Raw genomic sequence first — 26,162 nt, 5'->3', positions numbered from 1 at the left:
TGACGACGGACCGCGTGCTACGGTCCCAGCCTCGCAAAAGTGGCTGGGATGGTCGGAAAGGAATCTGGCCATGGCAGTCCGCAAAGTAGAACGATACGGGGAAACCCGTCTGTTGATTGACATCCAGTACAAGAAACGGGACGGCACGCGCGCACGCTTCCGCAAAGACGCCGAGGTCCAGACCTGGACCGCGGCGCGCGCGGAGGAGAAACGGTATCTGCTCAATATCGCGCAGTACGGCGAGCCGAATGAGCCGGCAGCATCGACCAGCGGTATCGCTAATGGTGCTCCGTCCGGCTCCGATGCCGGGGCGAAGGCCACCAAGAGCTTCGCGGAGTTCGTCGCCGAGTACCGCGAGACCTTCATGGTGGCCGAGCTGAAGGTCACGAGCCGAAGGGGCTACGAGTCGGTCCTCCGGAGCCCCCTGCTCCCGAGGTTCGGCGAGCTGCCCCTGGAGAAGGTCGACGGGAAGGCCGCTGCGGATCTCGACCTCGACCTCTCGCGGCGGAAGCTGACCCGCTCGACGCGGAACAACACGCAGATCGTCCTCCGGTCCGTGCTCCGGTTCGCCAAGAGCCGCGGGTATGTGGAGGATCGACCGGCGAACCTGCCAAAGCTCAAGCCCATCGGGCAGAGCATCCTCGAGATCCCCTCGGACGATCAGGTCCAGAAGATCCTCGACGACGCCCGCGAGACCCACCGCCCGACCTTCGCCCTGATGTCGGACGCCGGGCTTCGCCCCAACGAGATCCGCGCGCTCCGCTGCAAGGACGCGCACCTGCGGTGGGAGAACGGCGTGGCGGTGGGCGGCTTCCTCAACGTGCGCGAGGGTCGGTCACACGGCGAGATCCACACGCCCAAGACCGGCCAACGGGAAATCCCGGTCTCCAGGGAGCTCGCGCGACTCCTTGCCCCTATCGTGAGGAAGGGACCGCGGGAGGCGCACGTCGCCCTGAACGACCACGGCAAGCCGTGGGGTCAGTTCGGGATCGACCAGGCGTTCGAGCGCGTCTGCCGGCGGGCGGGGCTGAGCGGGTGGTCGGTGTATTGTCTCCGACACTACGCGATCACCAGCTGGCTCCGCGCAGGCATCCCTGTCCACGTCGTCCAGAAGATGGCGGGTCACAAGCACCTGGCGACCACGCAGAAGTATGTCCACTTCCTGAAGCAGGACCTGGAAGAGGCTGCCCGGCGCCTGCCGGTGCGTCGGCCTCGGCAGGGATCCCGGACGGACGGCCAGGACGAGGGCCAGCTCTGAGGGAACAGAGCCCGGCCATCGTCAGTTGAGGCCACAGTGAGGCCACAACATTTCTGGCAACGAGACGGGCGATCAACCTCGCGGTCTGTAACCCCGCGGAATCACCCAAGAACTTACTGGAGCCGCCTTCGAGACTTGAACTCGAGACCTACGGTTTACGAAACCGTTGCTCTACCACTGAGCTAAGGCGGCGTTCCCGTCGAACGGGCGCGCAGAAAAACCATGTTCAGCATCAGTTGTCAACGTCTTTTTTTCGCCCCCCCTCCAATCCCCCTCCAACCGCCTCCCTTCCCGCGTCCTGGCTCACCCCTTCCCCACCCCCAACATGCTCAACCCCATGCATACCACCAAGGCACCTAACTCCAGCCGCTCCGCTCGCCGCTCGTCGAGCACCCGATCCCGCAGCCACAGCCCGACCACGTTGCCGCCCATCACCGCCACCGTCAGCACCGTCGCTCGTACCACCGTCTCCTGCGTCATCATCCCGCCGAGCCCGTACGCCGCCACCCGCCCCGCATGCAGCGCCACCGCCGCTGCGGCGATCGTGCCCACGAATCGCTTGCCCGTGAGCCCCGCCGCCATGAACAGCGGCCCCACCAGCAGGCCTGCTCCGCCTGCTGTCGCGCTGATCGCTCCGATCCCGAGGCCCGCAGGCGTCATCGCCGCCGCCCGTGGTTTCCACGTGTACAGCCCGAACGCTCGGCCGAGCGCCGCCGCCGTCATCACCAGCATCAGCCATCGCAGCACGCCCTCCGGCATCCACGCCGCCATCAGGCCGCCCAGGAAACTCCCGGGCACGGCGCCCCAGGCGAACGCCTTCGCCGCCTCCCGGTCGAACACGTCCCGCAGCAGCCACAGCCGATGCAGGTTGCCGAAGAGCATCGCCGGTGCCGTCGATGCCAGCGCCGCCGCCGGGCCCCACACGAACGACAGCCCGAGCAGCAGCAGGATGCCCCCGCCGAGCCCCGCCATCGTCGTCAGTACACCCGCCAAAACCCCGAACACCGGGAGAAGCGCAAGCATCGCTTCACCTCCTCGATGCATGAGGTAGGTGCTCGGCCGCCATCGGACCAATCGATTGTTCGGAAGACCGTGATAACTTCGGCTGATGCTGGATGCCCTTCAGCACTTCGTCCTCATCGCTGAACACGGGACGTTCACGAGGGCCGCGCGGCACGCCCACCTCTCGCAACCCGCGCTGACAGCGTCCATCCAGCGGCTCGAAGAAGCATTCGGCGCGCGCCTCCTCCATCGCGATCGCGCCGGGACGAGCCTGACGGCCGCGGGGCGTGTCCTCTTGCCCCGCGCGCTGCACATCCTCGCTGCCGTGGGCGATGCGATGCGGGCCGTCGCCGAGGTCGAGGGGCTCGAAGCCGGGGAAGTACGGCTCGGCGCCGGCGCGACGGCGTGCACGTACCTCTTGCCGCCCACGCTCTCGGCGTTCCGGGCGTCACATCCCGGGGTGCGGTTTCGCCTTCGAGAAGCGACGACGGCCGAGGTGCTCGACGCCCTCGAGCGCGGAGAGATCGATCTCGGCGTGGTCACGCATCCAGAAGGAGAGCCCTGGATCGACGATCAGCTCATCCTCGTCGCCGCGCCCGGCCTGCCCGCGGACGGCGCGCCTTTCGTGACGTTCGGCCGGGGCTCGACGACACGCGCGCTGCTCGACCAGCATTTTCCGGACGCCGACGTGGTCATGGAGCTCGGCAGCATCGCGGCCGTGAAAGGCAACGTGCGCGCGGGGATCGGCGTGGCCCTCGTGAGCCGCTTCGCCGTCGAGCACGACCTCGCCCTCGGCCGCCTCGTCGAGGTCCCGCACCCGGCGACGCCCATCCTTCGGCCCATGCACATCGTGCATCGCGGCGAGGATCGCCTGCCCCCCGCCGCCGCCGCGCTCCGGCACCTCCTGCTCGCGCGCCGCGCCGCGCGGCCGAAGCGCTGAATCACTCGAGGGCGCCCGCTCGCCGCAGCCCGTGACGCTGGAGCAAGCGGTGCAGGTACATGCGATCGAGCTGCGCTTTGCGCGCCGCGCGGCTCACGTTGCCGTCGGCCCAGGCGAGCAGCGCGGCCAGGTAGGCGCGCTCGAACTGGTCGATCATCGTGTCCTTCGCGGTCTTGAAGGGCACCTCGATGTCGACGGCGCCGGGTCCGGGCCGCTCGGGCGAGGGGCTCGCGTCTTCCTCCTCCTCATCACGGAAGCTCGGGGCCTCGGTCTCCAGCACGACGCGGCGCTCCACGTAGTTGCGCAGCTCGCGCACGTTGCCGGGCCAGTCGTAGCGCGACATCTCCGAGAGCACGTCGGCCGTGAAGAGGTGGGCCTTGTCCGTCGCCTCCAGCGCGGCGAGAAAGCAGTTCACGAGCAGCGGGATGTCCTCGATGCGCTCGCGCAGGGGCGGCACGCGCACCGTGACCACGCTGAGCCGGTAGTAGAGATCCTCGCGGAAACGGCCGAGGTTCACCTCGCGCTCGAGCCTGCGGTTCGTCGCGGCGATCACGCGGACGTCGACCTTACGCGACTGGTTCTCGCCCATCCGGCGGATCTCCCGCGAGGCGATTGCGCGGAGCAGCTTCGGCTGCATGTCGAGCGGCAGCTCGCCCATCTCGTCGAGGAACACCGTGCCCCCGTCGGCCGCCTCGAACGCGCCGATGCGGTTGCGCTCGGCGCCCGTGAACGCGCCGCGCACGTGGCCGAAGAGCTCGCTCTCGATCAGGTTCGGCGAGATCGCTCCGCAGTCCACGATCACGAGCGGCTTGTTCGCGCGCGGGCTCCGGCGCACGATCTCCGTGGCGATGAGCTCCTTGCCCGTGCCGCTCTCGCCCTCGATGAGCACGTTCGCGTCCGTCTTCGCCACGCGCTTCAAGAGCTCGAAGAGCCGGCGCATGCCGAGCGAGGCACCGAAAATCGAGCCGAAGCTCGGCGCGGCGGGCACGTCGGCCGAGGCCGTGGCGTGAAGCTCGCGCACCCGCACGATCGACTCGCCGAGCTCGATCCGGCACTCGGGCAGCGGCAGATCCGCGTCGCGGACGCGCACGCCCCCGATCCGCGAGCCGTTGAGCGAGCCCGTGTCGAGGATCCGAAAGCCCCCGACGCCGCGCGCGATCCGGCAGTGGAAGCGCGACACCCTCGGGTCGGTGATCACGAGATCGTTGCTCGCGTGCGAGCCGATCCGGAACAGCTCGCCTTCGAGCACGACGATGCGCTCCGTCACCTTGCCCGCCTCGCGCTCCACGCAGAGCTCGATCCGCGGGATCATCACGGGGTCCGAGAACTGCGGCGTCGTCTCCGAGTTGCGTCCGAGGACGGACACTCCGGTGGACGGATCACTTCCGAACGGGGGCCTGTTCATTGCGCGCGCCTACTCTAGCCCATGCACGCGCCCGAGGTCTTCGAATGCGTCATGCATCCGCCCTAAAAAGCCCTAGCTCGTCACGAGCTCGTAGACCTTCGTGGTCGCGCTCCGGCCCGTGAGCGCGCGCTCGCCGAGGGGCGAGAGCTCGAACGAGGCGTCCGCCACGAGCCCGTGGGTGGTCTCTGCAACGAGCACCTGGTTGGGACGCGCGATCGCCTCCAGGCGCGCGGCGACGTTCACCACGTCACCGATGACGGTGTACTCCATCCGCTTGTCCGAGCCGATGTTGCCCACGAGGACCTCGCCGGAGTTGATGCCGATGCCGAGCTCGATCGTGGTGCCGTACCGCTCGCGGAACGACTCGTTCGCGGTCTCCAGGAACCGCATCATGTCCTCGGCCGCGGCGAGCGCGCGGGCCGCGTGATCCTCCTGGGCCACGGGCGCGCCCCACACGGCCATGATGCAGTCGCCGATGAACTTGTCGACCGTGCCCCCGTGCCGGAAGACGACCTCCGTGAGCACCGAGAAGAGCTCGTTCAGCAGCGTGACGACCTCCTCGGCCGGCCTCGTCTCCGCGAGCGGCGTGAACGCGACGACGTCGGCGAAGAGCACGCTCACCGCCGCGCGGCGGCCGCCGAGGGCGAGCTCGTGCCGGCCGCTCACGATCGCCTCCACGAGCTCCTTGCTCAGGAACCGGCCGAGATCCGCGCGCTGGCGGGCCTGGCGGGCGATCTCGATCTCGCTGCCTTCGAGGTCGGTCGCCATCCGCGAGAGCTCCGTCGTGAGCGTGCCGATCTCGTCGGTGCGCGACGACGAGATCGAAAGCTCCCGCCAGCGACGCTCGCCGACGAGCCGCGCTTGCCCCGCGAGGTGCACGATCGGCCGCGCGATCCAGCGCGCCGAGAACGCCGCCGCCGCGAGCGCGAGCAGCGCCGCGCCGAGCGCGACGAGCGCGCCGCGACGCTGCATCGCCGAGAGCACGGCGAAGGCGTCCTCCTCGCGGCGCGCGAGCGCGACGCCCCAGCCGAGGCCCGGGAGAAAACGCACCACGCCGATCATGTCCGCGCCGCTCTCCGCGCGGTACGGCGCGACCCGCACCACGCCCACGAGCCCGGGGTTCTCCTTGGAAAAACCGGTCCAGAGCGGGTGGCTCGCCGTGTCGGCGAAGGCGCCGATCTCGGGCATGCCGTGCGAAGCGACGCTGCGCCGCGTCGCGTCGACCACGACGAGGCCCACGGCGCCGCCGAAACGACGGCCCGCGATGTCGTCGATCTCGCGCTGGAGATCCACGAAGTCGAGCGCGGCCGTGACGTAGCCGCGCGCCTTCGTGGCCGCGCCCTCGACCGCGGGGATCGGCACCACGAGGAGGCCTTTGCCCGGCCCGAGCAGCGCGACGCCCATGCCGTGCTCGTCCGCGGCCTTCTGCATCGCGGGCGTCGAGGCAGGCACGTCGGGGCCCGCGGCGACCTCGTCGCCTTTCTGCCGCAGCACCGTGCTCACGCCGCGCTCGGGCACCTCGAAGCGGACGGCGCCGAGCTCCCGGCGCGTGCCGAGGATCGCGCGGACCGCATCGAGGCCATCCCCACCGGCCGCGGACTTCGCACCTGCTGCCTGATAAAGCGCGAACGCCACGGCATCGGCGTCGACGCGCACGCCCTCGACGTGACGCATCGTGGCGCGCTCGAGCTCTTCGAGCACGGCCGCCTGGAGCTGCTGCTCGCTCGTCTGCACCGCCTGGCGGTTCACGGAGAGCAAGAGCGCCACGACCGCGCCGACGGGCACGAGCCCGACCGCCGCGAACAGCAAAAGCGCGCGTGCGCCGATGGAGCCGAGCTTCACTTCGCGGCGCCTTCCTTCCAACCGGCCTCGCCGAGCGTCGTGCGCCGGAGGATCTGGAACTCCACGCGGCGGTTCTTGGCGCGCCCCTCGGGGTTGTCGTTGCTCGCGACCGGCCTTCGCGGCCCGAAGCCACGCGCCTCCAGACGCCGCGCGTCAACGCCGTGATCCACGAGCCAGCGCACGACGGCGACGGCACGCCGCTGCGAGAGCGTCACGTTCGCCCGCGCGACGCCGACGTTGTCCGTGTGGCCGTCGATCGCGACCCGCGCGATCTCCGGGTGCTGCGCGAGCACCGCGGCGACCTGCTCCAGAAGCGCGTAACTCTCCGGCGCGATCACGTCGCTGCCCGTGGCGAAGTTGACCTCCTGCAGGATCACGATCTGCGTGCCCTCGACGCGCACCGACGCGGGGCAACCGGTGACCTTGGGGTCCGCGTTCGCCTCGCCCCGCTCCTTGGGGCACGCGTCGACGCCGTCGGCGATCCCGTCGCCGTCCGTGTCGAGCGCGCAGCCGAAACGCGCGGGATCGGCGCTCGCCACGCCGGGCTCGTCGGGGCAGACGTCGTCCGCGTCCGCGATGGCGTCGCCGTCCCGATCGGGCGGGCAACCAGGACGCGCGGCCGTGGGCGTCGCGTCGCCCGCGCGATCGGGGCACACGTCCTTCGCGTCGGGCACGCCATCACCGTCGGCGTCCGGCGCCGCGGCAGCCTCGACGCCCGGCCCGTGGTTCCCTTTCGGATTCGCCTTCGGATCCCTGCCGGACGCCGACGCGCCCCCGCTCGTCGTGTCCTCGGGCCTCGCCTGCGCCTTTCGCGGCACGTCGAACGAAGCCCCCACGCTCGCCACGAGCCGGAACGTCGGCGTCCCGACGCCGGCCGTGAGCCCGGGCCCGCCGGCGAGGCCGAGCGCGAGCGGACCCAGCGTGGCGCGACCGCCGAGCAAGAGCTCGATGTTCGTCGTCCCGCGCCCGAACGGCGAGGCCCCCACGGTCACCGTGGATCCGTAGAGCTCCGCGTTCGCCGAAAATCGCCCGAAACGCCCCGCGATCGCGCCTCCCGCGACGAGCTCTCCGCCGAGCAGGCCGAGCCCGCCGCGCGCGTCCTGCACGCGCCGCCCGAGCGCGATCGAGTAGGAAAACCGGCCCATGTCGGCCCCCACGACGATCGACGGCATGTGCCGGACCTCGCCCGTACCCGTGAACGCCGTCGCGTCGCCCGTCGGCAGCCAGACCGCGTAGACGAGGCTCGCCGCGGGGATCGCGCCGCGCTGGGGCAAGAGCACCAGGCGCACGCCGAGCCGGAGATCGTTCATCGCGGCGCCCGCCGGCGAGCCGTACGTGGTGGGCGTGCCGGGCGGCAGCGCCGCCACGAGCCCCGTGATCGAGGGAGACTCCCCGCCCTGGGCCAGCGTCACCGGCACGTCGAGGTCGAGCTTCAAGAACCGGCGAATCTCGATCGCGGCGAGGAGGTGGCCCGTGAGCTGATACGAGACCACCTCGCCGGCCTCCTGCGCGGCGTCGCCCGTCCCGACGCGCAGCGAGAGCGGTGCGTGGGCGTACGAGAACACGAGCGAGGCCGAGGCGCGGAGATCGCCGGCCACCTCGGCGCGCGGCACAGCGAAAAAGCCGTCGCCCGCGGGCGCTGGTTCGAGCCGCTCCAGCGCGGTCGCCGCCTGCGCGCTCGCCACGGCGGGCGCGAGCCACACGGCGCCCGCGCACGCAAGGGAGCGGAAACGCCGGGCGACCATGGGGCCCGACGCTATGGCAGCGGACGCGAGGGGGCAACCCGAAACGAAGCGAGGCCGGGGCCCTCCGTGGGAAGACGCGCGGGTCTCGCCACGCGCCACGAACCGTGTCTATGCTGGCGGGCGGCGGCGTGGCCTCACGTCCGCGCGTCGTCGGAGGAATGGGCATGCGCACAGTCGTGAGAGGAGCCTTGGCCGCCCTGGCCCTCGTGCTCTCCGCCGCGCCGCGCGCCCACGCCGACACGCCGCCGCCGCCCGGCTTCCTCGAGCCCATCGTGCACTGGGGCGTGCAGAAGGGCGAGACGTGCGAGGACATCGCGAAGGTCATGTACGGCGCGGCCGCGCACGTGCCCCTCATCAACCGCTACAACCGCGTCGACTGCGCGGGCCGCAAGCCCTTGCCCGAGGGCATCACGCTCATCCTGCCGAAGGGCGTCACGAGCGTGCCCGACGCGCGCATCAAGTCGAGCCACCCCAACGTGCGCGGCAGGCCCTCGGGCGGCGGGTGGGACACGGTCGTGACGGGCGCCGCGCTCTACCGCAACCACAACGTCCAGACGATGGACGATGGACGCGCGCACATCGAGTTCCTCGATCACACGCACGTCTTCCTCGCGCAGAACACGCTCGTCGTGATCTACGGGACCGCCGGCAAGACGAGCGTCTCGAAGACGCCGCCGGCGGTCGAGATCGAGGCGGGCGAGGTGCAGGCGGGCTTGTCTGCGCTGCGCGGCGAGCCGGCCGAGATCGCCGTGCCCGACGGCGGCGTCGTGCGCGCCGCGTCGAGCGACACGGTCGTCGAGCGGAAAAAGGCGCGCACGACCGTGGCGGTCTTCGACGGCAACGCCGCGGTCCAGTCGGGGGGCAAGACGGTGACGGTGCCGAAGAACTACGGCACGCGCTTCGAGGGGCCAGCGCCTCCCGCCCCGCCGCGCCCGCTGCCGCCCGCGCCGCGCTGGGAGGACGGAGGATCCCCGTCCGTCGTGCTCGCGCCCCCGGGCACGGCCGTGATCACCACGAGCTGGAACCCCGTCGAGAAGGCCAAGGCCTACCGGCTCGAAGTCTCGCGCGACGAGGGCTTCCACGATCTCGTCGTGCGCGAAGAGATCCCCGCCGACGTGCGCTCGTTCCGCGCCGAAAAGATGCCGCCGGGCCTCTACCGCGTACGGGTCCGCGCCATCGACGTCGAGGAGTACCTCGGCGTCGCCTCCGACGTGCGCACCATCGACGTCGTCGCGGCCGAGCTCCGCGGCGAGGGCGCGCGCTTCGAGGGCAAGACCGTCACGGTGAACCCCTACGGCATCCTCGCGCTCACCGCGTCGAGCCCCGTCGAGGTGGCCCTCGACGAAGGCCCCTTCGGCCCGCCGCCCGCGCAGATCGACCTCCTCAAGCAAGCGCCGAAGACGCTACGCTTCCGTACGAAGAGCGGGCTCGAAGAGCGGATCACCCTCGTCCCCACGCCCGTCACGACGACCCCCACGGCCACGTTCGACGCGGCGAAGCGCGAGATCCGCGTGCACGTCGCCACGAAGGGGCTCGGGGAGATCGACATCCCGAAGCGCGTCGCGCCGCGCCTCCGCTTCCGCCTCGGCGAGCGCGTGGAGACGATCCCGCTCGCCGTGGCCGAGGGCGGCGCGCTGCTCGCCTCCATCCCTGTCGGCGACGCGCATGGGGAGGCGCGGCTCGACGTGCTCGACTCCCACGGAAAGGTCCTCGGCACGACCACGATCCTCGCGCCGGACAAGCCGCTGCCGCCTCCCCCGCGGCGCCCGCAGCTCCGCCCGCTCGGCGCGTGGCTGCCGCCCTTCCGCCCGGCGGGCGTCACGGCCGTCCCCTGGACGAGCCCAACGGCGCCCACGGCCGTCGGCCGCGGCCTGAGCGCGGGCAGCACGGCGAACGGCCCGGTCTTCCAGGCCAATGGCCGGGTGAGCGGCTCGTTCGGCGCGCTCGGGCTCGACGCGCTCATCGTCACGACGCCCTTCGAACGAGGAGGCGCGGACACGATGCCGGGCAGCGTGCCCACGGAGGACATGGCGTGGCTCGGGGCGCGTTATCGTGTCCTCCAGCGCGGCGACTCCGAGCTCGAGATCGCGCCGCTCCTCCGGGTCGGCCTGCCGCTCGAAAACCGGAGTGATTTCATGTTCGACCTCGGCGGCACCGCCGGCGGGGCGCAGGGCCGCATGACGTGGGTCGTCAACGCGGGCGCGCGCTTCCTTCTGGAAGAGCCGTCCGCGCAGATCCCCTGGGTGCAGCCGTATCTGCTCGTGGGCGCGACCTACGACCCCTGGCGCTGGCTCCGGGCGTACGTCGTCGCCGATGCCCACGTGCTCGCCACGATCGGGCAGGCCGGCACGGTCGTGGTTCCTTATGGCCTGACGGCCGGCGTCGAGGCGGGCGGATCCGTGTTCTTCGCGCTGTCCGGCTGGATCGGGCGCGCGGAGAGCGTCACCTGGCAGGCGGCGGGCACGGTGACCGGATCCCTCGGATTCCGCCTGGAGGCAGAGAGCCGATGAGCGGCGACGACGACGATGACCGTTCCCCTTCGAAGCCTGGGGGCCCAACGAGCGGACAGGTACCGGTGCGCATCAGCGTCCGCCCGCCCGGGGTCGACAATCTCGACGATCTCGAAGCGCAGCACCACACGACGCTGCAAACCCTCCCCTCCCCCCAGGACCTCGCGTACCAAGCCGTCGCGAAGGCCCCCCCGATCCTCCGGGAGCGCACGGGCGGGCACGTCGGCCTCGTCCTCGCGGGCAAGTATCGCCTCCTCGCCCGGATCGGCTCGGGCGGCATGGGCGAGGTCTACCGCGCCGAGCACGTGACCTTGCGCATGCCGGTCGCGGTGAAACTGCTCCATTACAACATCTCGATCGAGCCCGACTACGTGCGGAGGTTTTACCGCGAAGCCCGGGCCGCGACGCTGCTCAACCACCCGAACGTGGTTCGCGTCATCGATTACGGCGAAGACGAAGGGTTGCCCTTCCTGGTCATGGAATACCTCGTCGGGGTCACGCTGCATTCGTGGCTCCGCGACCGGGACGAGGCGCCGCCGCTCACCGACGTACGGGACATCCTCGGGCAGGTCCTCGACGCCTTCGACGTGGCGCACGCGCGCGGCATCGTGCACCGGGACCTGAAACCGGAAAACATCTTCCTGACGGACGAGGGCAGCAAGCGCACCGTCAAGATCCTCGATTTTGGTCTCGCGCACGTCGAGCTGCCCAAGGAAGACGATAGCGGCCCGACGCTCACGAAGCCCGAGGCCGTGGGCGGCACGCCCGAGTACATGAGCCCCGAGCAATGTCATTCGCTCGCCGTCGGCCCCGCGACGGACATTTATGCGATCGGGTGTGTCCTGACGGCGATGCTGCAAGGCAGGCCGCCCTTCCTCGGGAAAAACTCCATCGAGATCATCTCGGCGCACCTGTTCTTGCCGCCGCCGCCGCTCGCACGCCCGACCGGCTCGGACCCCGTGCCGCCGCTGCTCGAAAAGTTACGCCTCGACATGCTCGCCAAGCAACCGGAGCGCAGGCCAGCAAACGCCGGGGTGGCCAAAAAGCGGCTCGAGGACGCGCTCGACCCCCAGTCGCTCGCGACGCAGCTCGTCACGCGCAAAGGAAACGAGCCGCTCGGCGGCCGGGAGTCACGCGTGCCGCAATGGGACGGGCAACGTGCCCGCGCCCAAGATTCAACGGATCCAGGACACGGGCTCACGGAGGTCGGATGGATCCGGATGCCCAGCGCGTCGGGCATCGACCCTTCGTGCGTCACGGGCCTCGCCTCCCAAGGCATCTATCTGATCCCGCTCGAAGCCCTCGACGACAAGGGCCGAGCGAACCTCGCCGTGGTGCTCATCGACGCAGGCACGGACGTGGACGGCGCAGCCGCGAAGATCGTCGAGCTCGCCCGGACCCAGCCGCGGGCGCGGGTCCTCGTCTGCGCATCGTCGCTCACGCCCGACCGCATGACGCGGCTCGTCTCAGCAGGCGCAGCCGACGTGGCGAGCGCGCCGGCGGGGCCGGATGGATTGGGGAAGAAGATTGGGCGGATCTTGAGACGGGGGCGGTAGGGACGAGACGGAGGGGGTGCTGGTGTAGCGTCGCGCCGGGGTTTCACCCCGGGCCCGACCAGGGGCTCTTCGCCCCTGGACCCGAACCAGCGCAAGCGCTGGACCCGGGGTTGATGAGCCCTGCGCCGGCGTCCGTGCGCGTGTCGAGCAGGTCGCGTCGCGGGGGCACAGCGGGGGGTGCTTCCGTGCAAATCGAAGGAACGCCGCGTCGCGACGGGGCTTGCGTCGACGCAAAGGCCACCGGCGCGTGTGCACCCTGCGTCTCGCGTGGGCGCAAGAGGCGCGGGGACGGATGGATGGCCGCGCTTGCGTGCGTGCAAGGCGGGGCGGGACGAGCGTTTCGGGTTGCTTGCATGCACGCGAGAAGGGTCGTGCCGCGTGTTTAGGCGTGCTTGCACCGGTGCAAGGCACGCCTCGTGATCGGTTTGGGCGCTCTCGCGTCGGTGCAAGACGGTCCTCGGGAAGGGGGATGCCCGATTTGCGTGCGTGCAAGGCACGCCGCGCAAGGTAGATCGGCCCTTTTGCGCCCCCGCAAGCGAGCTTGACAACGTTTCCCGGCCCGGCTCTCGTGGCCGCCATGGCAGGGGAGCGCGGTCGGTGAGGGGTGTTGCATGGGTGCCCCTCCTGGTGTGGCTCGTCGGGCTGCCGACGATCGCACGCGCGGTCGCGTCTTCGCCTCGAACGCGTCATCCGCGTCGTCGAGGACGAAGGACGATGGCCCCTCGCCCCCCTCAGAGCCCCATCTGCTTCGCGATGATCACCTTCATGATCTCGTTCGTCCCGGCGAAGATCCGCTGCACGCGCGCATCCATGTAAGCCCGCGTCACCGGGTATTCGAGCATGTAGCCATACCCACCGAAGAACTGCAGGCACTCGTCGACCACCTCGCCGAGCATCTCCGATTGCCAGAGCTTCGCCATCGAGCACTCCTTCACGAGGTACTTGCCCGCGACGTGCTCCGCGATGAGGCGATCGAGGAACGTGCGGCCCACTTCGACCTTCGTCGCGCACTCGGCCAGCTTGAATTGCGTGTTCTGGAACTTCGCGATCGGCTTGCCGAACGCCTTGCGCTCCTTGCAATACGCGACCGTGTCCTCGAGGATCCGCTCCGCCCCCGCCTGACACCCGATCGCCACGACGAGCCGCTCCTGCTGGAGCTTCTTCATCAGCATCACGAACCCCCCGCCCTCCTCGCCGAGGAGGTTCTTCACGGGCACGCGGCAATCCTCGAAGGAGAGCTCCGACGTGTCCTGCGAGGGCAGCCCCATCTTGCGCAGCTTCTTGCCCTTCACGAACCCCGGCGTCCCCGCCTCCACGACGAACAGGCTGATGCCCCGGTGCGCGTTCTCCGGATTCGAATCCGTCTTCGCCGCCACGATGCAGATGTCGCAGAGAATGCCGTTCGAGATGAACGTCTTCGCCCCATTCAAGACGTAATGGTCGCCGTCACGCACGGCCGTCGTCGCGAGCCCCGCAAGATCGCTGCCCGTCCCCGGCTCCGTCATCGCGATCGCTGTCACGATCTCCCCGGACGCGCAGCCGGGCAGCCAGCGCTGCTTCTGCTCCTCCGTGCCGAAGGTCTCGATGTACGGCACCACGACGTCCGAGTGCAGCGACATCGCGAAGCCGGCGTCGTAAGCCCGGGCCATCTCCTCGATCACGATCACCGAATGGAGGAAATCACCGCCCGCGCCGCCGTAGGCCGGATCGAGCGACGGGCAGAGGAAGCCCCCCTCCCCCGCCTTGCGCCACGCCTCGCGGTCGACGCTCCCCTGCTCCATCCACCGCTCCTGGTGCGGCTTGACCTCGCGGTCGATGAACCGGCGGAAGGACGTTCGGAACAGCTCGTGCTCTTCGCGGAAAAGGTTTCTTTCCATTTGAATGACGGGCTACCAAACCTCCCAGCCCGCGTCCATCCGGAAGGGAGCGGAATCGGTTGACACACGCCACGCGCTGGAAGACGCTTTTCCCGAGGCCGACGCTTGTCCGACGGAGCCAACGCTGCCGAGCCGACCATCGCGGAGCGGCTCTCCACCCGCGAGGAGCGTATCCACGTCTCCATCGGCGCCGTCTGCAACAACAACTGCATCTTCTGCATGGAGGAAGATCGCGACGGCCGCTACGTGAACAACTCGGCGATGACCACCGAGCGCGTGCGGTGGATCCTCGAGCAGAACCAGGGCTCCGAGGAGGTCTGCTTCACCTCGGGTGAACCCACGACGCGCCCCGAGCTACCCGACCTCGTGTCGATGGCCAAGGGCCTCGGCTACCGCAAGATCAGCGTGATGACGAACGGCCGGCGCCTCTCGCACCTGCCCTACGCCGCGCTGCTCGCGAAGGCCGGGATGAACCGGTTCTACGTCTCGATCCACGGCCACACGAAGAAGCTCCACGAGGGCCTCACCCGCACCCCCGACAGCTTCGAGCAGACCGCCGCCGGCCTCGCCTCGATCGCCAAGCTCAAGCGCTTCGGCGTCGAGCTCCACACCTCGACGGTGCTCACGGACCGGAACCTCCCGCACATGCTCGACATCTACCGCTTCCTGCGGCAGTGCGGCGTCGATCAGGTCGTCTTCAACGTGATGCAGGCGAACGGCCGCGCGGACACGTACTTCGAGCAGATCTTCCCGCGCTACACGGACACCGCCGACGCGTTCCGGCGCTTCCTCGCGGAGGTCGGCGAGGCGCGGCCGATGGCGTTCCTCGTGGACATCCCGCTCTGCACGACGGAGGGCGTCGCCGACTTCAACCGCGGGTACGTCGAGCGCTACCGGCACTTCGACCTCGGCGATAAGGCAAACCTCGACGCGGCGCGCGCGCCCGAGCGTGCCGCGGACGGGCGTGGCCGGGGGCTCGTCCTCGTCACACGGCAAGATCTCGACGAGGCCCAGCGGGACAAACGGCAGGCGTGCGGAACGTGCAAATACGGGCCGCAATGCGAGGGTGTCTGGCGCAACTACCTCAAGCGGTACGGCTGGGACGAGTTCGAGCCGATCCTTGGGACCCCAAACGCTCAGTGATCCCCTGGCCAAACGTGTTACCATCGCCGTGCAGGCATGAGTGACGGCAAAAGCGACGTACGGGGCGGGGTGAGAGCGCAGGGATCCCCTGCTTCGAACGGGCCCCCCCTCCCGCCGGCCCCTCCCCCACGTCCGATGTTCCAGAGCGCCCCGCACTCGGGGCCGCACTCGGGCCCGCACTCGGGCCCGCACAGCCTGGGCCCTTCGAGCGTGATCGTGGGGGGCCGCAAGAGCGACGTGCCGCCGATCCCGCAGGATCCCGAGGGGCACCGCAAATGGCTCATCGAGGAGCTCGAGCGCACGCGCGCGCGCCTGCTCCAGGCCGACCGGCTCGCCACGCTCGGCACCATCGCCGCGGGCGTCGGGCACGAGCTCAACAACGTCGCCGCCGTCCTCACCCACACCGCGACCTTCATCCGCATGCGCGCCCACGCGGGCAAGCCGCCGGAGCCCGATGATCTCGTGGCCCTCGAGCGCGGCGTCGCGCACCTGACCGAGCACGCGCGGAACCTCCTGCACCTCGGCACGCCAAGCCAGGATCGGCAGGAGGTCCTCGACCTGATGACCGTCATCTCGGGCGTGCTCTCGATGCTCCACGTCTCGGGCCGCACGAAGCGCGTCAGCATCATGACGAACGCGCCGCCGGCGCCCGTGCGCGTGGCCATGAGCCGCACGAAGCTCGAACAGATCTTCGTCAACCTCATCACGAACGCCGCGGACGCGGTGATCGAGCAGCCGCCGGAGGGGCGGCTCATCCGCATCGAGGTGAGCGAGAACCGCGAGTCGGGGCGCGCGGTCTGCCTCGTCGAGGACGCGGGGACGGGCATCTCGCCCGAGATCCTCGCGCGTGTCTTCGAGACCTATTTCACGACGAAACCTTCGGGCAAAGGCACGGGCCTCGGTCTCTCCGTCGTCAAGACCCTCCTCGAGGCCGTCGGCGGATACATCGAGATCGAGAGCGAACTCGGCAAGGGAACGGCTGTGCGCTTCGATCTCCCGCTCTGCACGTGAGAGAACGTCCTTGCCGTCCGAGGGCGGTGGGCGCCATCATGGGCCCAGGTCCGTGACGTCGAATGCGTCTCCCCATGCCTCGCCGGCCACCGCCGTCGCACCGGGCACCCTCCTCGCTCAGAAGTACCGCGTCGAGCGTGTGCTCGGGCAAGGTGGCATGGGATACGTGGTCGAGGCCCGGCACGTCGCGCTCGACGAGCGGGTCGCGCTGAAATTCCTCCTGCCCGAGTACGCGCAGCACCCCGAGGCCTCGGCGCGCTTCCAGCGCGAGGCGCGCGCCGCCGTGAAGATCAAGAGCGAGCACGTCGCCCGTGTGCTCGACGTGGCCACGCTCGAGAACGGCGCGCCGTACATGGTGATGGAGTTCCTCGACGGCCGGGACCTCGCCAGGCAGCTCAAGGACGGCGTCCTCGCGGTGCCCGACGCGATCGACTACATCCTGCAGGCCTGCGAGGCCATCGCCGAGGCGCACTCGTACGGCATCGTCCACCGCGATCTGAAGCCCGCGAACCTCTTCCTCGCGAGCCGCCGCGACGGATCGCCGCTCGTCAAGCTGCTCGACTTCGGCATCTCGAAGATGCAAGGCGCGCCGGGCGATCACGCGCTGACGCGCACGGCGACCGCGATGGGCTCGGCGCTCTACATGTCGCCCGAGCAGATGCAGGAGACACGCGGCGTCGATCACCGCACCGACATCTACTCGCTCGGCATCACGCTCTTCGAGCTCATCGCGGGCACGCAGCCCTTCTACGCGGAGACCTTGCCCAACCTCTGCGCCGCGGTGCTCACGGGCACGCCGCGCCCGCTCCGCGACTTCCGTCCCGACCTCTCGGCCGACCTCGCCGCGCGGATGGAGCGCGCCTACGAGCGCGACAAGAACCAAAGGTACCAGTCGATCGCCGAGTTTGCCGTCGCGCTCGCGCCCTACGCGCCCTTGCGCTCGCAGAGCACCCTCGACCGCGTCGCGCGGATGGCCGGTCTTCCGCCGCCCGCCGTCGGCGCGCCCGGCGAGTCCCCGCGCCTGCCCTCCCAGCCGACCTTGCCTGCGATGCAGGCGCCGGACGCGCGCGGGATCGCCGAATGGACCGAGGTCCCGAGCACGGAGCCGCTCCGCAACTCGGGGCGACGCAATTCGGTCATCAGCTCCACGCTGGCCTCCACCCCGCCGCCCGCGGAGGTCGCTGCGCAGACCGCGCACAAGACGATGCCGCTGCCGGTGCAGATCGCGTCCGCGCCGGAGCTCCCGCCGCCGGGCACGACGACCGGGCCGACCATCCTCGCGCTCGGGCAAACCCCGCCGCTCGACGTGATCGAGCCCGATCTGAGCCGCATCGAGGCCGATCTCTACACGGGCCCGCGGAGCGCGCACGCGGCCGCCGCGTTCGCCAGCGCCGCGCGGACGCGGCCGCCCTCGCCCGATGCGGGTCGATCGTTCCTGTTTGTCGCGCTCGGCCTCGGCGCGCTCATCGGGATCCTCGGCGGCGTGCTCGTGTTCCTGTTCCGATCGAGCGTCGAAGCCTCTTCCACGACGCCGATCGCCACCGGAGTGCCCGAGGAGGCGCCCGCGATCCCCGCGCCCGTGATCACGGCTTCGTCGATGTCCTCGGCGCTCGCGAGCACCCCCGAATCCACGGCCCCGCCGAGCGGCTCGGCCTCCGCGTCGCCCTCCGCGTCGCCCTCCGCGTCGCCGGCAGAAGGCGCCTCCACGAGCGCGCCCGCGACGCCTCCGCCGGGCCCGAAGCCCACGAGCAAGGCCACGACGGCGCCGCCAGGCACGACGAAGAAAAATGCAAACACCGCTTTCACGCGCCGCTAGCGCCCCGAGGGCCCGCGCCCCTCGGAGGCCCCTCGCCGCCGCGCTCACGCTCGTGGCGGCGATCGCGCTGGCTCCGGGCCCCGCGGCCGCGCAGGGCGGCGACAAGAAAGCCATCGCCGAGGCAGCCTTCGTGCGCGGCCGTGAGCTCATGGACCAGGGCAAACCCGCGGAGGCGTGTCCCAAGTTCGAGGAGAGCTCGCGGCTCGATCCCTCGGTCGGCGCGTTCTTGAACCTGGGGCTCTGCAACGAGCAGCTCGGCCGCACCGCCACCGCGTGGGCGCGGTACAAGGAAGCCGCGACCCTGGCGCACGCCACGGGCGACACCGATCGCCTGCGGATCGCCGAGGAGTTCGCGGGCAAGCTCGCCCCCAAGCTCTCGCGCCTGCGCATCGACGCAGAAACGCCCGCGGCGGGCCTCGTGATCAAACGAAACGGCGAGGTCGTCGGGGCCGCGCTCCTCGGCGACCCCATCCCCGTCGATCCCGGCGAGCACACGATCGGAGCGACCGCGCCCGGGTTCTTGTCGTGGTCCACGAAGATCGTCGTCGGCAAGGACGCCGACGCGAAGACCGTCTCGGTGCCTGCGCTCGTGGCGGCTCCGAACGTGAAGCCCGTCGAGAAGGAGACGAGCGACGCGCCTCCCGCCGCATCCGGCACGAACGGCCTGCGCATCGCGGCGTTCGTCGCGGGCGGCGTGGGCGTCGCCGCGCTCGGCGTCGGCGCGGTGTTCGGCGGGCTCGCGTCGAGCGACGTGGGGAAGGCCGATCCGCTTTGCCCTGAAAAGAAGTGCAACGCCGAGGGATTCGCCCTCATCGAAGGTGCGCAGACGAAGGCCCTCGCCTCGACGATCGGCTTCGGCGTGGGCGGCGCGGCCCTCGCCGCGGGCGTCGTGCTGTTTTTCGTCTCGCGCTCCGCGCCGAAGGAGCCCGGCCCCGAGGCGCCACGCGCGTGGCTCGTTCCTTCGTTCGGCCCCCACGGCGGAGGCGCCTCGATCCTGGGCACGTTCTGAGCCCGCCACCGGAAAAACCCCGTTTCTTGCGACCTGCCATGGACTTCGACCTCACCGACGAGCAAAAGCGTTTCCAGGAAGCCGCGCGCGCCCTCGCCGCGCGTGATCTCGCGCCGCGGGCCGCCGAGATCGATCACGACGCGCGCCTCCCCGAGGGACACGCGCGAACGCTCGGCGACGCGGGCCTGCTCGGCCTCACGATCCCCGCGGAGCACGGCGGATCCGGCGGTGACCTCGTCGCGCTCGCGCTCGTGATCGAGGAGATCGCCGCGGCGTGCGCGAGTTCGGCGGCGATCGCGGGCACACACGTGGCGCTCGTCGCGCGCACGCTCCTCCACGCGGGCAGCGACGCGCAAAAACAGAAGCACCTAGCCCCGCTCGCGCGCGGCGCCTCGCTCGGCGCGGCCGCGATGCCCGATCCCGCGGAGCCCGCTTCCCTCTTCGCCGAGCCCAGCGCCGACGGTGGGTTCGTCCTCGATGGCGAAGCAGGCCCTGTGATCCTCGGCCCCGCGGCAGACGTTTTCCTGGTGTTTGCGGCGACAAACCGCGCCCCGAACGATCCACGCCTCGTCGCGCTCCTCGTCCCGAAGGGTGCACCAGGGCTCGACGTCGTGCCCGCGGAGGCGGGCGTGGGCCGGCGCGCGGCAGGCGTGGCCCTGCTGCGCGCGCGCGGCGTTCGTGTCGACGCGGCCGACGTGATCGGCGCGGCGGGCGAGGGACAGGCGATCGCCACGGCGGCGCTCGAAGACGCGCGGATCGCCGTCGCGGCGGAGGCGATCGGCGTCGCGCGCGCGGCCTTCGAGAAGGCGGCGGCGCACGTGAAGGGCACGCAGGATCGCGTGAAGACGCCGGGCCTGCTCGGTGTGCAGGCGCAGCTCGCCGACATGTCCGTCGAGATCGAGGCCGCGCGCCTGCTCGTGCTGCGCGCCGCGCACCTCGCGGATCGCGGCGCGCCTTCCTCGGCCGAGCGATCCATCGGAAAGCTCTTCGCCTCCGAGATGTCGACCCGCGTCGCGCACCGAGCCATGGACATCCTCGGCGCGCGCGGCGGAGGCGCGAGCGAGGGCCTCGGACGTCATTTCCGCGACGCGCGCACCACCGAGCTCGTCGAGGAGAGCAGCGGAACGCAGCGATCGATCATCGCGCAAACCATGTTGAAGGCATGATGAAGAGCAACGAAAGAAGCCTGGGTATTGGTTCTCTTCGGGCCCGAATCGCCGCGCTCGCGGCGCTCGCCTCGCTCGCGGGTTGCGGGGGCGAGGTGGCGGTGAACAAGCCGCCGGACACGGGCGGCACGGATACCTCGACGAGCGGCGGGAGCGGCGGCGCCAACTTCGAAGCCGAGATCGGCGCGCTCGATCAAGACAAGGTGCAATCGACGCTGCAGCGCACCTCGGACAAACTCAGCGCGTGTTTCCACAACGGCGTGCGCCGCATCCCCTTCATGGGCGGCGAGATCCGCTTCGCCTTGCGGATCGCGCAGGGCGGAACGGCCACCGTCGCGTATCTCAAGGAGTCGACGCTCGGCGATCGCGACACCGAGTCGTGCATGCTGGGCGCGCTGCGCGGCGCGAGCTGGCCTTCTCCCGTGGGTGGAAAGGAAGGCCTCGCCGAGGGCGGCTTCTCCTTCGACCCGAGCGCCGACGAGCGTCCGCCCGTCTCGCTCGACCCGGGTCGCCTGGGCAAGGAGCTCCCCAAGGCCCAGCAAGCCCTCGCCACGTGCCGCGCGGGCCAGGGCGCGGGCCCGATCAAGGCCACGATGTACCTCGACACCGACGGCAAGCCCCTCGCCGTGGGCGTGTCGAGCGCCGATCCCAAGGGCGATGCCGCGGCCACGTGCATCGTCGAAGCGCTGCGCGGCATGAGCTTCCCGTCGCCTGGAAGTTACGCAGGCAAGGTGTCCCTCGTCGCGGAGTGAGCCCTCGCCGGCCCCGTGAAGAAGTGTTCGGCCTTGAGGCACGGCGCGCCGAGCCGCGCTAGGATCTCCGCGTGTGGAAGCTCATCCGTGAAGTCCTCGGCCTCCTCTGGAAGCTCGTCAAGACGCTCCTCAAGAACAAGCTCCGCGTCATCCTGAAGCGCGTCCTGCTCTACACGCTCCTCTTCGGGGCCGTGATCGCGGTCGTCATCTTCGTCCTGACGCGGATCTTCGTCTGACGGACAAACCCGTTGGATCCCCAACGGGTTGCGCTCACGCCTTCAGCGCGTCGCGCTCCGGGCGATCACGATCCGCTGGATCTCGCTCGTCCCCTCGTAGATCGTCGTCACGCGCGCGTCGCGCAGGTGACGCTCCACCGCGAAGTCACGCACGTAGCCGTAGCCGCCGTGGATCTGCAGCGCCCGCTGGCAGATCCGGTTCGACGCCTCGCTCGCGTAGAGCTTCGCCATCGCCGCCTCGGCCGAGAACGGCCGCCCCTTCTCCTTGAGCCACGCCGCGCGCAGCGTGAGCGCCCGCGCCGCGTCGAGCTCCGTCCGGCCATCGGCGAGCGACCACTGGATCGCCTCGTAGTCGCCGATCGACCGGCCGAACTGCTTGCGCTCGCGCGCGTACTGCGTGGCCTCCTCGAGCGCCGCCGTCGCGATGCCCACGGCCTGCGACGCGATCCCGATGCGCCCGCCGTCGAGCGCCATCATCGCGATCTTGAAGCCCTCGCCCTCGCTGCCGAGCAGCGCGTCCGCCGGCACCTTGCAGTCGTCGAGCTCGATCGGCACCGTGTTCGACGCGCGCAGCCCCAGTTTGTCCTCGGGCCGGCCGCACCGGAGCCCCGGCGTCCCGCCCTCCACGAGGAACGCCGACAGACCACGCGTCCCCGGCCCGCCCGTGCGCGCCCAGACCACGAACACGCCCGCCCACGCGCCGTTCGTGATCCACTGCTTTTGCCCGCGCAGCACCCAGCCATCCTCGGTCCGCTCGGCCACGGTCCGCATCGAGCCGGGATCACTGCCTGCCTCCGGCTCGCTCAGGGCGAACGACCCGGCCGCGTACTCGCCCGCGCAGATCCGCGGCACGTACGTCGCGCGCTGCGCCTCCGTGCCGAACCGCGCGATCACCTCCGCGACCATGTTCGTCACGCTCATCGTCACGGCCGTGGAGGCGCACGCACGCGCGATCTCCATCATCGCCAGCGCGTACGCCACGACGCCCGCCTCGGCCCCGCCGAGCGCCGCGGGCACGTTCACGCCCATCAGGCCGAGATCGGCGAGCCCTCGCAGGATGTCGCGCGGGATGTCCTTGTCACGGTCGAGATCGGCCGCGACGGGCCGGATCACCCGCTCGGCGTAGTCGCGGGCCGTGCGCTGGACGAGCGCCTCGGTCTCGTTCGGCTCGAGGTCCATGGTCAGGCCGTTACTGGCACTTCTGCGTGAAATCGCAAGGATCGCCGCCCTTCGCGGTCACGAGGAGGCTGTACTGCGTGCACGTCCCCGGGGCGCCGAGCCTGCGGTAGACGCGCACGAAGTACTTCGTGGAGTTGTTGTTGCAGTGCACGGTCTGCGAGCCGTCGTTCGCGCACGGCACCTCGCCCGAAAGGCCATCCGCCGACTTCCCGTCGACGCACCAGTCGTACGACGTGATCCCCGCGGAGCCGCCCGAGGGCGTGTCCGTGCACGCCTCGCCGCGGATCACGTCGATCACGAACTCGTTGTTCGGCATCGGGACCACGAAATCGATGCTCACGTGGTACGCGTTCGTCGTGAGCTCGTTCGTGTCCACCGTGTCGAACGACCACACGTCCACGTCCGTCGCGCCGCCGAGCGTGCCCGTGATCGTGATGCTGCTCCCGTCGGTATCGCTCACGCTGCCCGCGGGCGTCGCGTTCGCGCAGAGGTCGTTCGGCTCGCCCATCTCGACCGGGCACGTGCAGCCGTTCGCGATCGGGCCGGGCGGATAGGCCGCCCACCCCACTTCGCACGGCCCGAGCCCACACGTGCCTTGCGGCGAGCAGGTCCACGACGCGTGCGGCGGCACCGGCCCTTCCTCGCTGCAGAGCACGTTCGGCTCGCCCTCGTCGGTCATCCCGTCGCAGTCGTCGTCCTCTGCGTTGCACGTCTCGGCCGCGGGGACCTTCGCCGTGCATCCTTCGAAGGAGCTCGACGCGGCGTTGCACGCCTCGACGCCCGTGCACGTGCCGTACTGGTTCGAGTTCGAGCAATCCTTCTCGACCCCGTCCCGCTTCTCGTTGCACGGACACGAGAACGGCACGTTGGGCACGCAGAACTTGTGGGCTTGCCCCTGCGGAGGCTTCGGCGGCCCCCCGTCGACGCCGCCGTCCTCCGGCCCGCCATCCCCCGCGTCGCCCGAGGTGCCCGCGTCGTCCGGCGGCCCCGCGTCCGGCATCTCGCCTCCCTGCTTCGGCGGATACTTCGCGCCTTCAAGGCACGTGAAGCCGTTCGGGCACTGGCCGTCCGTCGTGCAATCCCGCGCGCAGAAGCGATCTCCCGCGGGCGCGGTCAAGCACGCATCCGAGGGGATCAGGCATTGCAGCACCGTCGTGCATGGCAGGCACTGGCTGCCGAGATCGGGCACGCAGATCGAGTCGCCGTTGATGAGCGCGCAGTACGTCCCCTCGGGGCAGCCGGGCGGACACGGCACGGTGCAGAACTTGTTCGCGCCGACGACCGTACACTCGCCCTGCTCGCAAGGCGTGTCGTCGCTGCACGGGCCGCCGATCTGGCCCGGCGGAATGCCCCCGCCGCCCGCGCCGCCTCCGCCGCCTGCGCCGCCGGTTTGATCGATGTGATTGCCCTGCGCGCACGCCGCGAACAACGCCGCGACGAACGATCCGATCAAGACGATCCGCCCATGGTAACGGTGCCCCAAGCTCATCGGACGGCGCCTCCTCGACGACACGAACCGCCCCGCGCGCGGGCAGCCCCAAATGGCTCTCCCTTCCCGTGGAGAGGCCTTGGCATGTTAAATGTTTTGCAGACCGGGCGTCAAACGCGTAACTGGGGAGTCATTAACGGCCCGTGCCGCTCCCCGCCATGCCTCGCGCCTCTGCTCCCAGGCCCTCCGCGTTCGTCCACGGTGCGTCATGTACGGGCCTCGCCGCCCTCGCCCTCGGCATGCTCGCGGGTTGCTCGAGCGCAAAAACCGAGGCCGCGCCCGGCCCGAGCCCCGCGGCCGAAGTGATGCCCCCGGCGCCCCCCGCGACCGCGCCCGCTGCTCCCGCGACCGCGTCCACCGCCGCACCCACCTCCGCGCCCGCCGCCGCTTCTGCGCCCGCCGCAGCGCCCGCCGCGCCGCGTATCTGGTCGAAAGGGCGGTTTGCCTGGATCCACCCCGAGCCCGGGGCGAGCCGCGCCTGGATCGGATACCTCGCGCTCGGCAGCTCCGTGCCGCTCAAAGGCGGCAGCGTCGAGGCCGCCCACATCAAGGGGTATGGCGGCTGCGACGCCTGGTACGCGGTCGAACCGCGCGGTTATGTCTGCGCAGGCGCCACCGCGACCCTCGACGAAAAGGACCCCGCGATCGTCATCCTGCGGCGTGACGCAGCCGATGTGAGCTCGCCCTGGCCGTACCAGTACGGCGAATCCATTGGCGCTCCGCGTTATGACCACATCCCCACGCGCGCCGAGCAACGCGAGGCGGAATGGGACCTCGAAAAACACGAGGCCAAGGTCGAAAAAGCGCGCGCCGCCGCAGGAGACACGGCCGCGATCGCCGCGATCGACAAGGCCCTCGTCGGCGTCGACCTCGCCCCGTCCGGCGAGGGCCCGCCCGAGCTCGTGCCATTTGGCCCGCTCGTCCGGGAAAACCGCAAGTTCGTCCAGCTCGGCTCGACGATCGCCTTCGTGCGCGCCTTCGAGTCCGGCGGCCGCACGTTCGTCCTCACGGCAGACCAGGCGATCCTCCCGAAGGATCGCCTCAAGCCCTACCCGCGCTCCACGTTCCACGGCGTCTCGCTGGGCGATGACGTGAAGCTGCCGCTCGCCTTCTTCCGCCAGAAGCCGCGCCCGAAATGGAAACGCGAAGCCGGCGGCAAGCTCGTGCAGACCGACGAGACGTTCCCGCGGCTCGGCTGGGTCGGCCTCACCGGCACACGGATCGAGCAAGACGGCAAGGCGTTCGTCGAGACGAAGGAGAGCGACGTCTACGTCCTCGCCGAAGACGCGCAGATCGTCGAAGCCGTCACCGAGGCGCCCTGGCTCGCCGACAAGGATCCGACGAAGAGCAAATGGGTCGACGTGCGCGTCCTGAATGGCACGCTCGTCGCCTACGAGGGCCTGCGCCCGGTCTATGCGACGATGATCTCGCCGGGCCGCGGCGGCGTCCCGTACCCAGGCATCGAACCGCTCAAGACCGCCTCCACGCCCGTCGGCCTCTTCCGCGTCGACGGCAAGTTCCGCACAGCGTCGATGGTGTCGAGCTCGGACGAGAACCTCGTGCATGCCGAGGTGAACTGGGTCCTGAACTTCAGCGGCCCGCACGCGCTGCACGGCGCCTACTGGCACGACGCCTGGGGCGAGCCGAAGAGCGGCGGCTGCGTGAACCTCGCGCCCATCGACGCCAAATGGGTCTTCGACTGGACCGACCCCACCGTGCCCGAAGGTTGGCACGGCATGCGCGCCGTGCAGGCCTTCGGCCAGAGCACGATCGTGCGGATCCGGCGGTAGAGCCAGCCACAGCATTGCGCCGGGGTTTCACCCCGGACCCCGACCAGGGGTTGTCCACCCCTGGACCCGGACCAGCCAGGGGCTGGACCCAGGCTCGATGAACTGCGCTCCGCGCAGTTCATCGAACAGGCCCCGGTCAAGACCAGCAGCGGCGTTGCCAACCGAGACCGCCGCGCTGCGGGTTCTGCTGGCGACCAGGGTTGTTCGTCGGCCTGTTTGAAAAACTGCGCACCGCGCAGTTTTTCAACCCTGGGTCCAGCGCCTCGCTGGTCCGGGGTCGAGGGGGCGGACAGCCCCCCGCGGGGTCCGGGGCAGCGCCCCGGGCGCGGCGGGGCTCGCCTGGCCCCGCGCGCTTCGTCGAAGGGCTTGGATCACGGCTCGCCTGCCCCCGCGCGCGTCGTGACCACGGGAGGGACGGGACGTCCCACCGGGGAAC

The 26,162-nt window shown here is 70.5% G+C and carries 19 protein-coding genes and 1 tRNA gene; 12 read left to right on the top strand and 8 right to left on the bottom strand.

Features of this window, described 5'->3' with window-relative positions:
• The first annotated feature begins 70 nt into the window (after window positions 1-70).
• Window positions 71-1,258, top strand: a complete 1,188-nt coding sequence (locus tag POL67_RS16355) for a tyrosine-type recombinase/integrase (protein WP_271918291.1) — start codon at window positions 71-73, stop codon at window positions 1,256-1,258.
• A 117-nt stretch (window positions 1,259-1,375) separates the two neighbouring features.
• Here POL67_RS16355 and POL67_RS16350 read toward each other — a convergent pair.
• Together POL67_RS16350 and POL67_RS16345 are read right to left on the bottom strand one after the other, a co-directional pair.
• Window positions 1,376-1,450, bottom strand: a tRNA-Thr gene (locus tag POL67_RS16350).
• A gap of 111 nt (window positions 1,451-1,561) precedes the next feature.
• Window positions 1,562-2,281, bottom strand: coding sequence for a TSUP family transporter (locus POL67_RS16345; protein ID WP_271918290.1), 720 nt, complete (start codon window positions 2,279-2,281; stop codon window positions 1,562-1,564).
• A gap of 85 nt (window positions 2,282-2,366) precedes the next feature.
• On the opposite strand from POL67_RS16345, the gene POL67_RS16340 reads away from it, so the two are divergent.
• Window positions 2,367-3,200, top strand: a complete 834-nt coding sequence (locus tag POL67_RS16340; RefSeq protein ID WP_271918289.1) for a LysR family transcriptional regulator — start codon at window positions 2,367-2,369, stop codon at window positions 3,198-3,200.
• A gap of 1 nt (window position 3,201) precedes the next feature.
• Here the strand turns inward: POL67_RS16340 and POL67_RS16335 are convergent, their stop codons facing one another.
• From POL67_RS16335 to POL67_RS16325, 3 genes are all read right to left on the bottom strand, one after another.
• Complete coding sequence (locus POL67_RS16335) at window positions 3,202-4,605, bottom strand: sigma 54-interacting transcriptional regulator (RefSeq protein WP_271918288.1); 1,404 nt, start codon at window positions 4,603-4,605, stop codon at window positions 3,202-3,204.
• 72 nt (window positions 4,606-4,677) lie between these two features.
• A complete protein-coding gene (locus POL67_RS16330; RefSeq protein ID WP_271918287.1) occupies window positions 4,678-6,447 on the bottom strand; it encodes an adenylate/guanylate cyclase domain-containing protein in 1,770 nt (589 codons plus the stop codon).
• Window positions 6,444-8,192, bottom strand: a complete 1,749-nt coding sequence (locus POL67_RS16325; RefSeq protein ID WP_271918286.1) for an OmpA family protein — start codon at window positions 8,190-8,192, stop codon at window positions 6,444-6,446. The genes POL67_RS16330 and POL67_RS16325 overlap by 4 nt, the downstream gene beginning before the upstream one ends.
• Window positions 8,193-8,380: 188 nt before the next feature.
• Between POL67_RS16325 and POL67_RS16320 the strand changes: the two genes are divergently transcribed.
• Both POL67_RS16320 and POL67_RS16315 read left to right on the top strand, forming a co-directional pair.
• Window positions 8,381-10,702 carry a FecR domain-containing protein gene (locus POL67_RS16320; protein ID WP_271918285.1) on the top strand — a complete coding sequence of 774 codons (2,322 nt, stop codon included), beginning with the start codon at window positions 8,381-8,383 and terminating at the stop codon, window positions 10,700-10,702.
• 65 nt (window positions 10,703-10,767) lie between these two features.
• Window positions 10,768-12,258, top strand: coding sequence for a serine/threonine-protein kinase (locus POL67_RS16315; RefSeq protein WP_271918284.1), 1,491 nt, complete (start codon window positions 10,768-10,770; stop codon window positions 12,256-12,258).
• 731 nt (window positions 12,259-12,989) lie between these two features.
• Here the strand turns inward: POL67_RS16315 and POL67_RS16310 are convergent.
• On the bottom strand, window positions 12,990-14,135 hold the full coding sequence (locus tag POL67_RS16310; RefSeq protein ID WP_271918283.1) for an acyl-CoA dehydrogenase family protein: 1,146 nt from the start codon (window positions 14,133-14,135) through the stop codon (window positions 12,990-12,992).
• A gap of 105 nt (window positions 14,136-14,240) precedes the next feature.
• Between POL67_RS16310 and hxsC4 the strand changes: the two genes are divergently transcribed.
• The 7 genes from hxsC4 to POL67_RS16275 all read left to right on the top strand — a co-directional run bounded on the left by hxsC4 (window position 14,241) and on the right by POL67_RS16275 (window position 21,268).
• On the top strand, window positions 14,241-15,278 hold the full coding sequence (hxsC4, locus tag POL67_RS16305; RefSeq protein ID WP_271918282.1) for a radical SAM protein HxsC4: 1,038 nt from the start codon (window positions 14,241-14,243) through the stop codon (window positions 15,276-15,278).
• A 135-nt stretch (window positions 15,279-15,413) separates the two neighbouring features.
• Window positions 15,414-16,289: a sensor histidine kinase gene (locus POL67_RS16300; RefSeq protein WP_271918281.1), complete on the top strand. Its 876-nt coding sequence runs from the start codon at window positions 15,414-15,416 to the stop codon at window positions 16,287-16,289.
• Between the two features lie 52 nt (window positions 16,290-16,341).
• Entirely contained in the window at window positions 16,342-18,105 is a 1,764-nt protein-coding gene (locus POL67_RS16295) for a serine/threonine-protein kinase (protein ID WP_271918280.1), read from the top strand.
• Window positions 18,077-19,114 carry a tetratricopeptide repeat protein gene (locus POL67_RS16290; protein ID WP_271918279.1) on the top strand — a complete coding sequence of 346 codons (1,038 nt, stop codon included), beginning with the start codon at window positions 18,077-18,079 and terminating at the stop codon, window positions 19,112-19,114. The genes POL67_RS16295 and POL67_RS16290 overlap by 29 nt, the downstream gene beginning before the upstream one ends.
• A gap of 38 nt (window positions 19,115-19,152) precedes the next feature.
• The gene (locus POL67_RS16285) at window positions 19,153-20,280 is read left to right on the top strand and encodes an acyl-CoA dehydrogenase family protein (protein WP_271918278.1); all 1,128 of its coding nucleotides are present in this window, start codon (window positions 19,153-19,155) and stop codon (window positions 20,278-20,280) included.
• Window positions 20,277-21,032, top strand: a complete 756-nt coding sequence (locus POL67_RS16280) for an AgmX/PglI C-terminal domain-containing protein (protein WP_271918277.1) — start codon at window positions 20,277-20,279, stop codon at window positions 21,030-21,032. The genes POL67_RS16285 and POL67_RS16280 overlap by 4 nt, the downstream gene beginning before the upstream one ends.
• A gap of 71 nt (window positions 21,033-21,103) precedes the next feature.
• Window positions 21,104-21,268, top strand: a complete 165-nt coding sequence (locus POL67_RS16275; protein ID WP_271918276.1) for a hypothetical protein — start codon at window positions 21,104-21,106, stop codon at window positions 21,266-21,268.
• A 42-nt stretch (window positions 21,269-21,310) separates the two neighbouring features.
• Here the strand turns inward: POL67_RS16275 and POL67_RS16270 are convergent, their stop codons facing one another.
• On the bottom strand, window positions 21,311-22,447 hold the full coding sequence (locus POL67_RS16270) for an acyl-CoA dehydrogenase family protein (RefSeq protein ID WP_271918275.1): 1,137 nt from the start codon (window positions 22,445-22,447) through the stop codon (window positions 21,311-21,313).
• 10 nt (window positions 22,448-22,457) lie between these two features.
• Complete coding sequence (locus tag POL67_RS16265) at window positions 22,458-23,936, bottom strand: hypothetical protein (RefSeq protein WP_271918274.1); 1,479 nt, start codon at window positions 23,934-23,936, stop codon at window positions 22,458-22,460.
• A gap of 158 nt (window positions 23,937-24,094) precedes the next feature.
• Here POL67_RS16265 and POL67_RS16260 point away from each other — a divergent pair, with 158 nt between their 5' ends.
• Complete coding sequence (locus POL67_RS16260) at window positions 24,095-25,726, top strand: L,D-transpeptidase (protein WP_271918273.1); 1,632 nt, start codon at window positions 24,095-24,097, stop codon at window positions 25,724-25,726.
• Window positions 25,727-26,162: the final 436 nt, after the last annotated feature.

This window comes from Polyangium mundeleinium (assembly GCF_028369105.1).
Classification (GTDB): Bacteria; Myxococcota_A; Polyangia; order Polyangiales; family Polyangiaceae; genus Polyangium; species Polyangium mundeleinium.
This window is presented reverse-complemented; position numbering and strand designations above follow the sequence as displayed.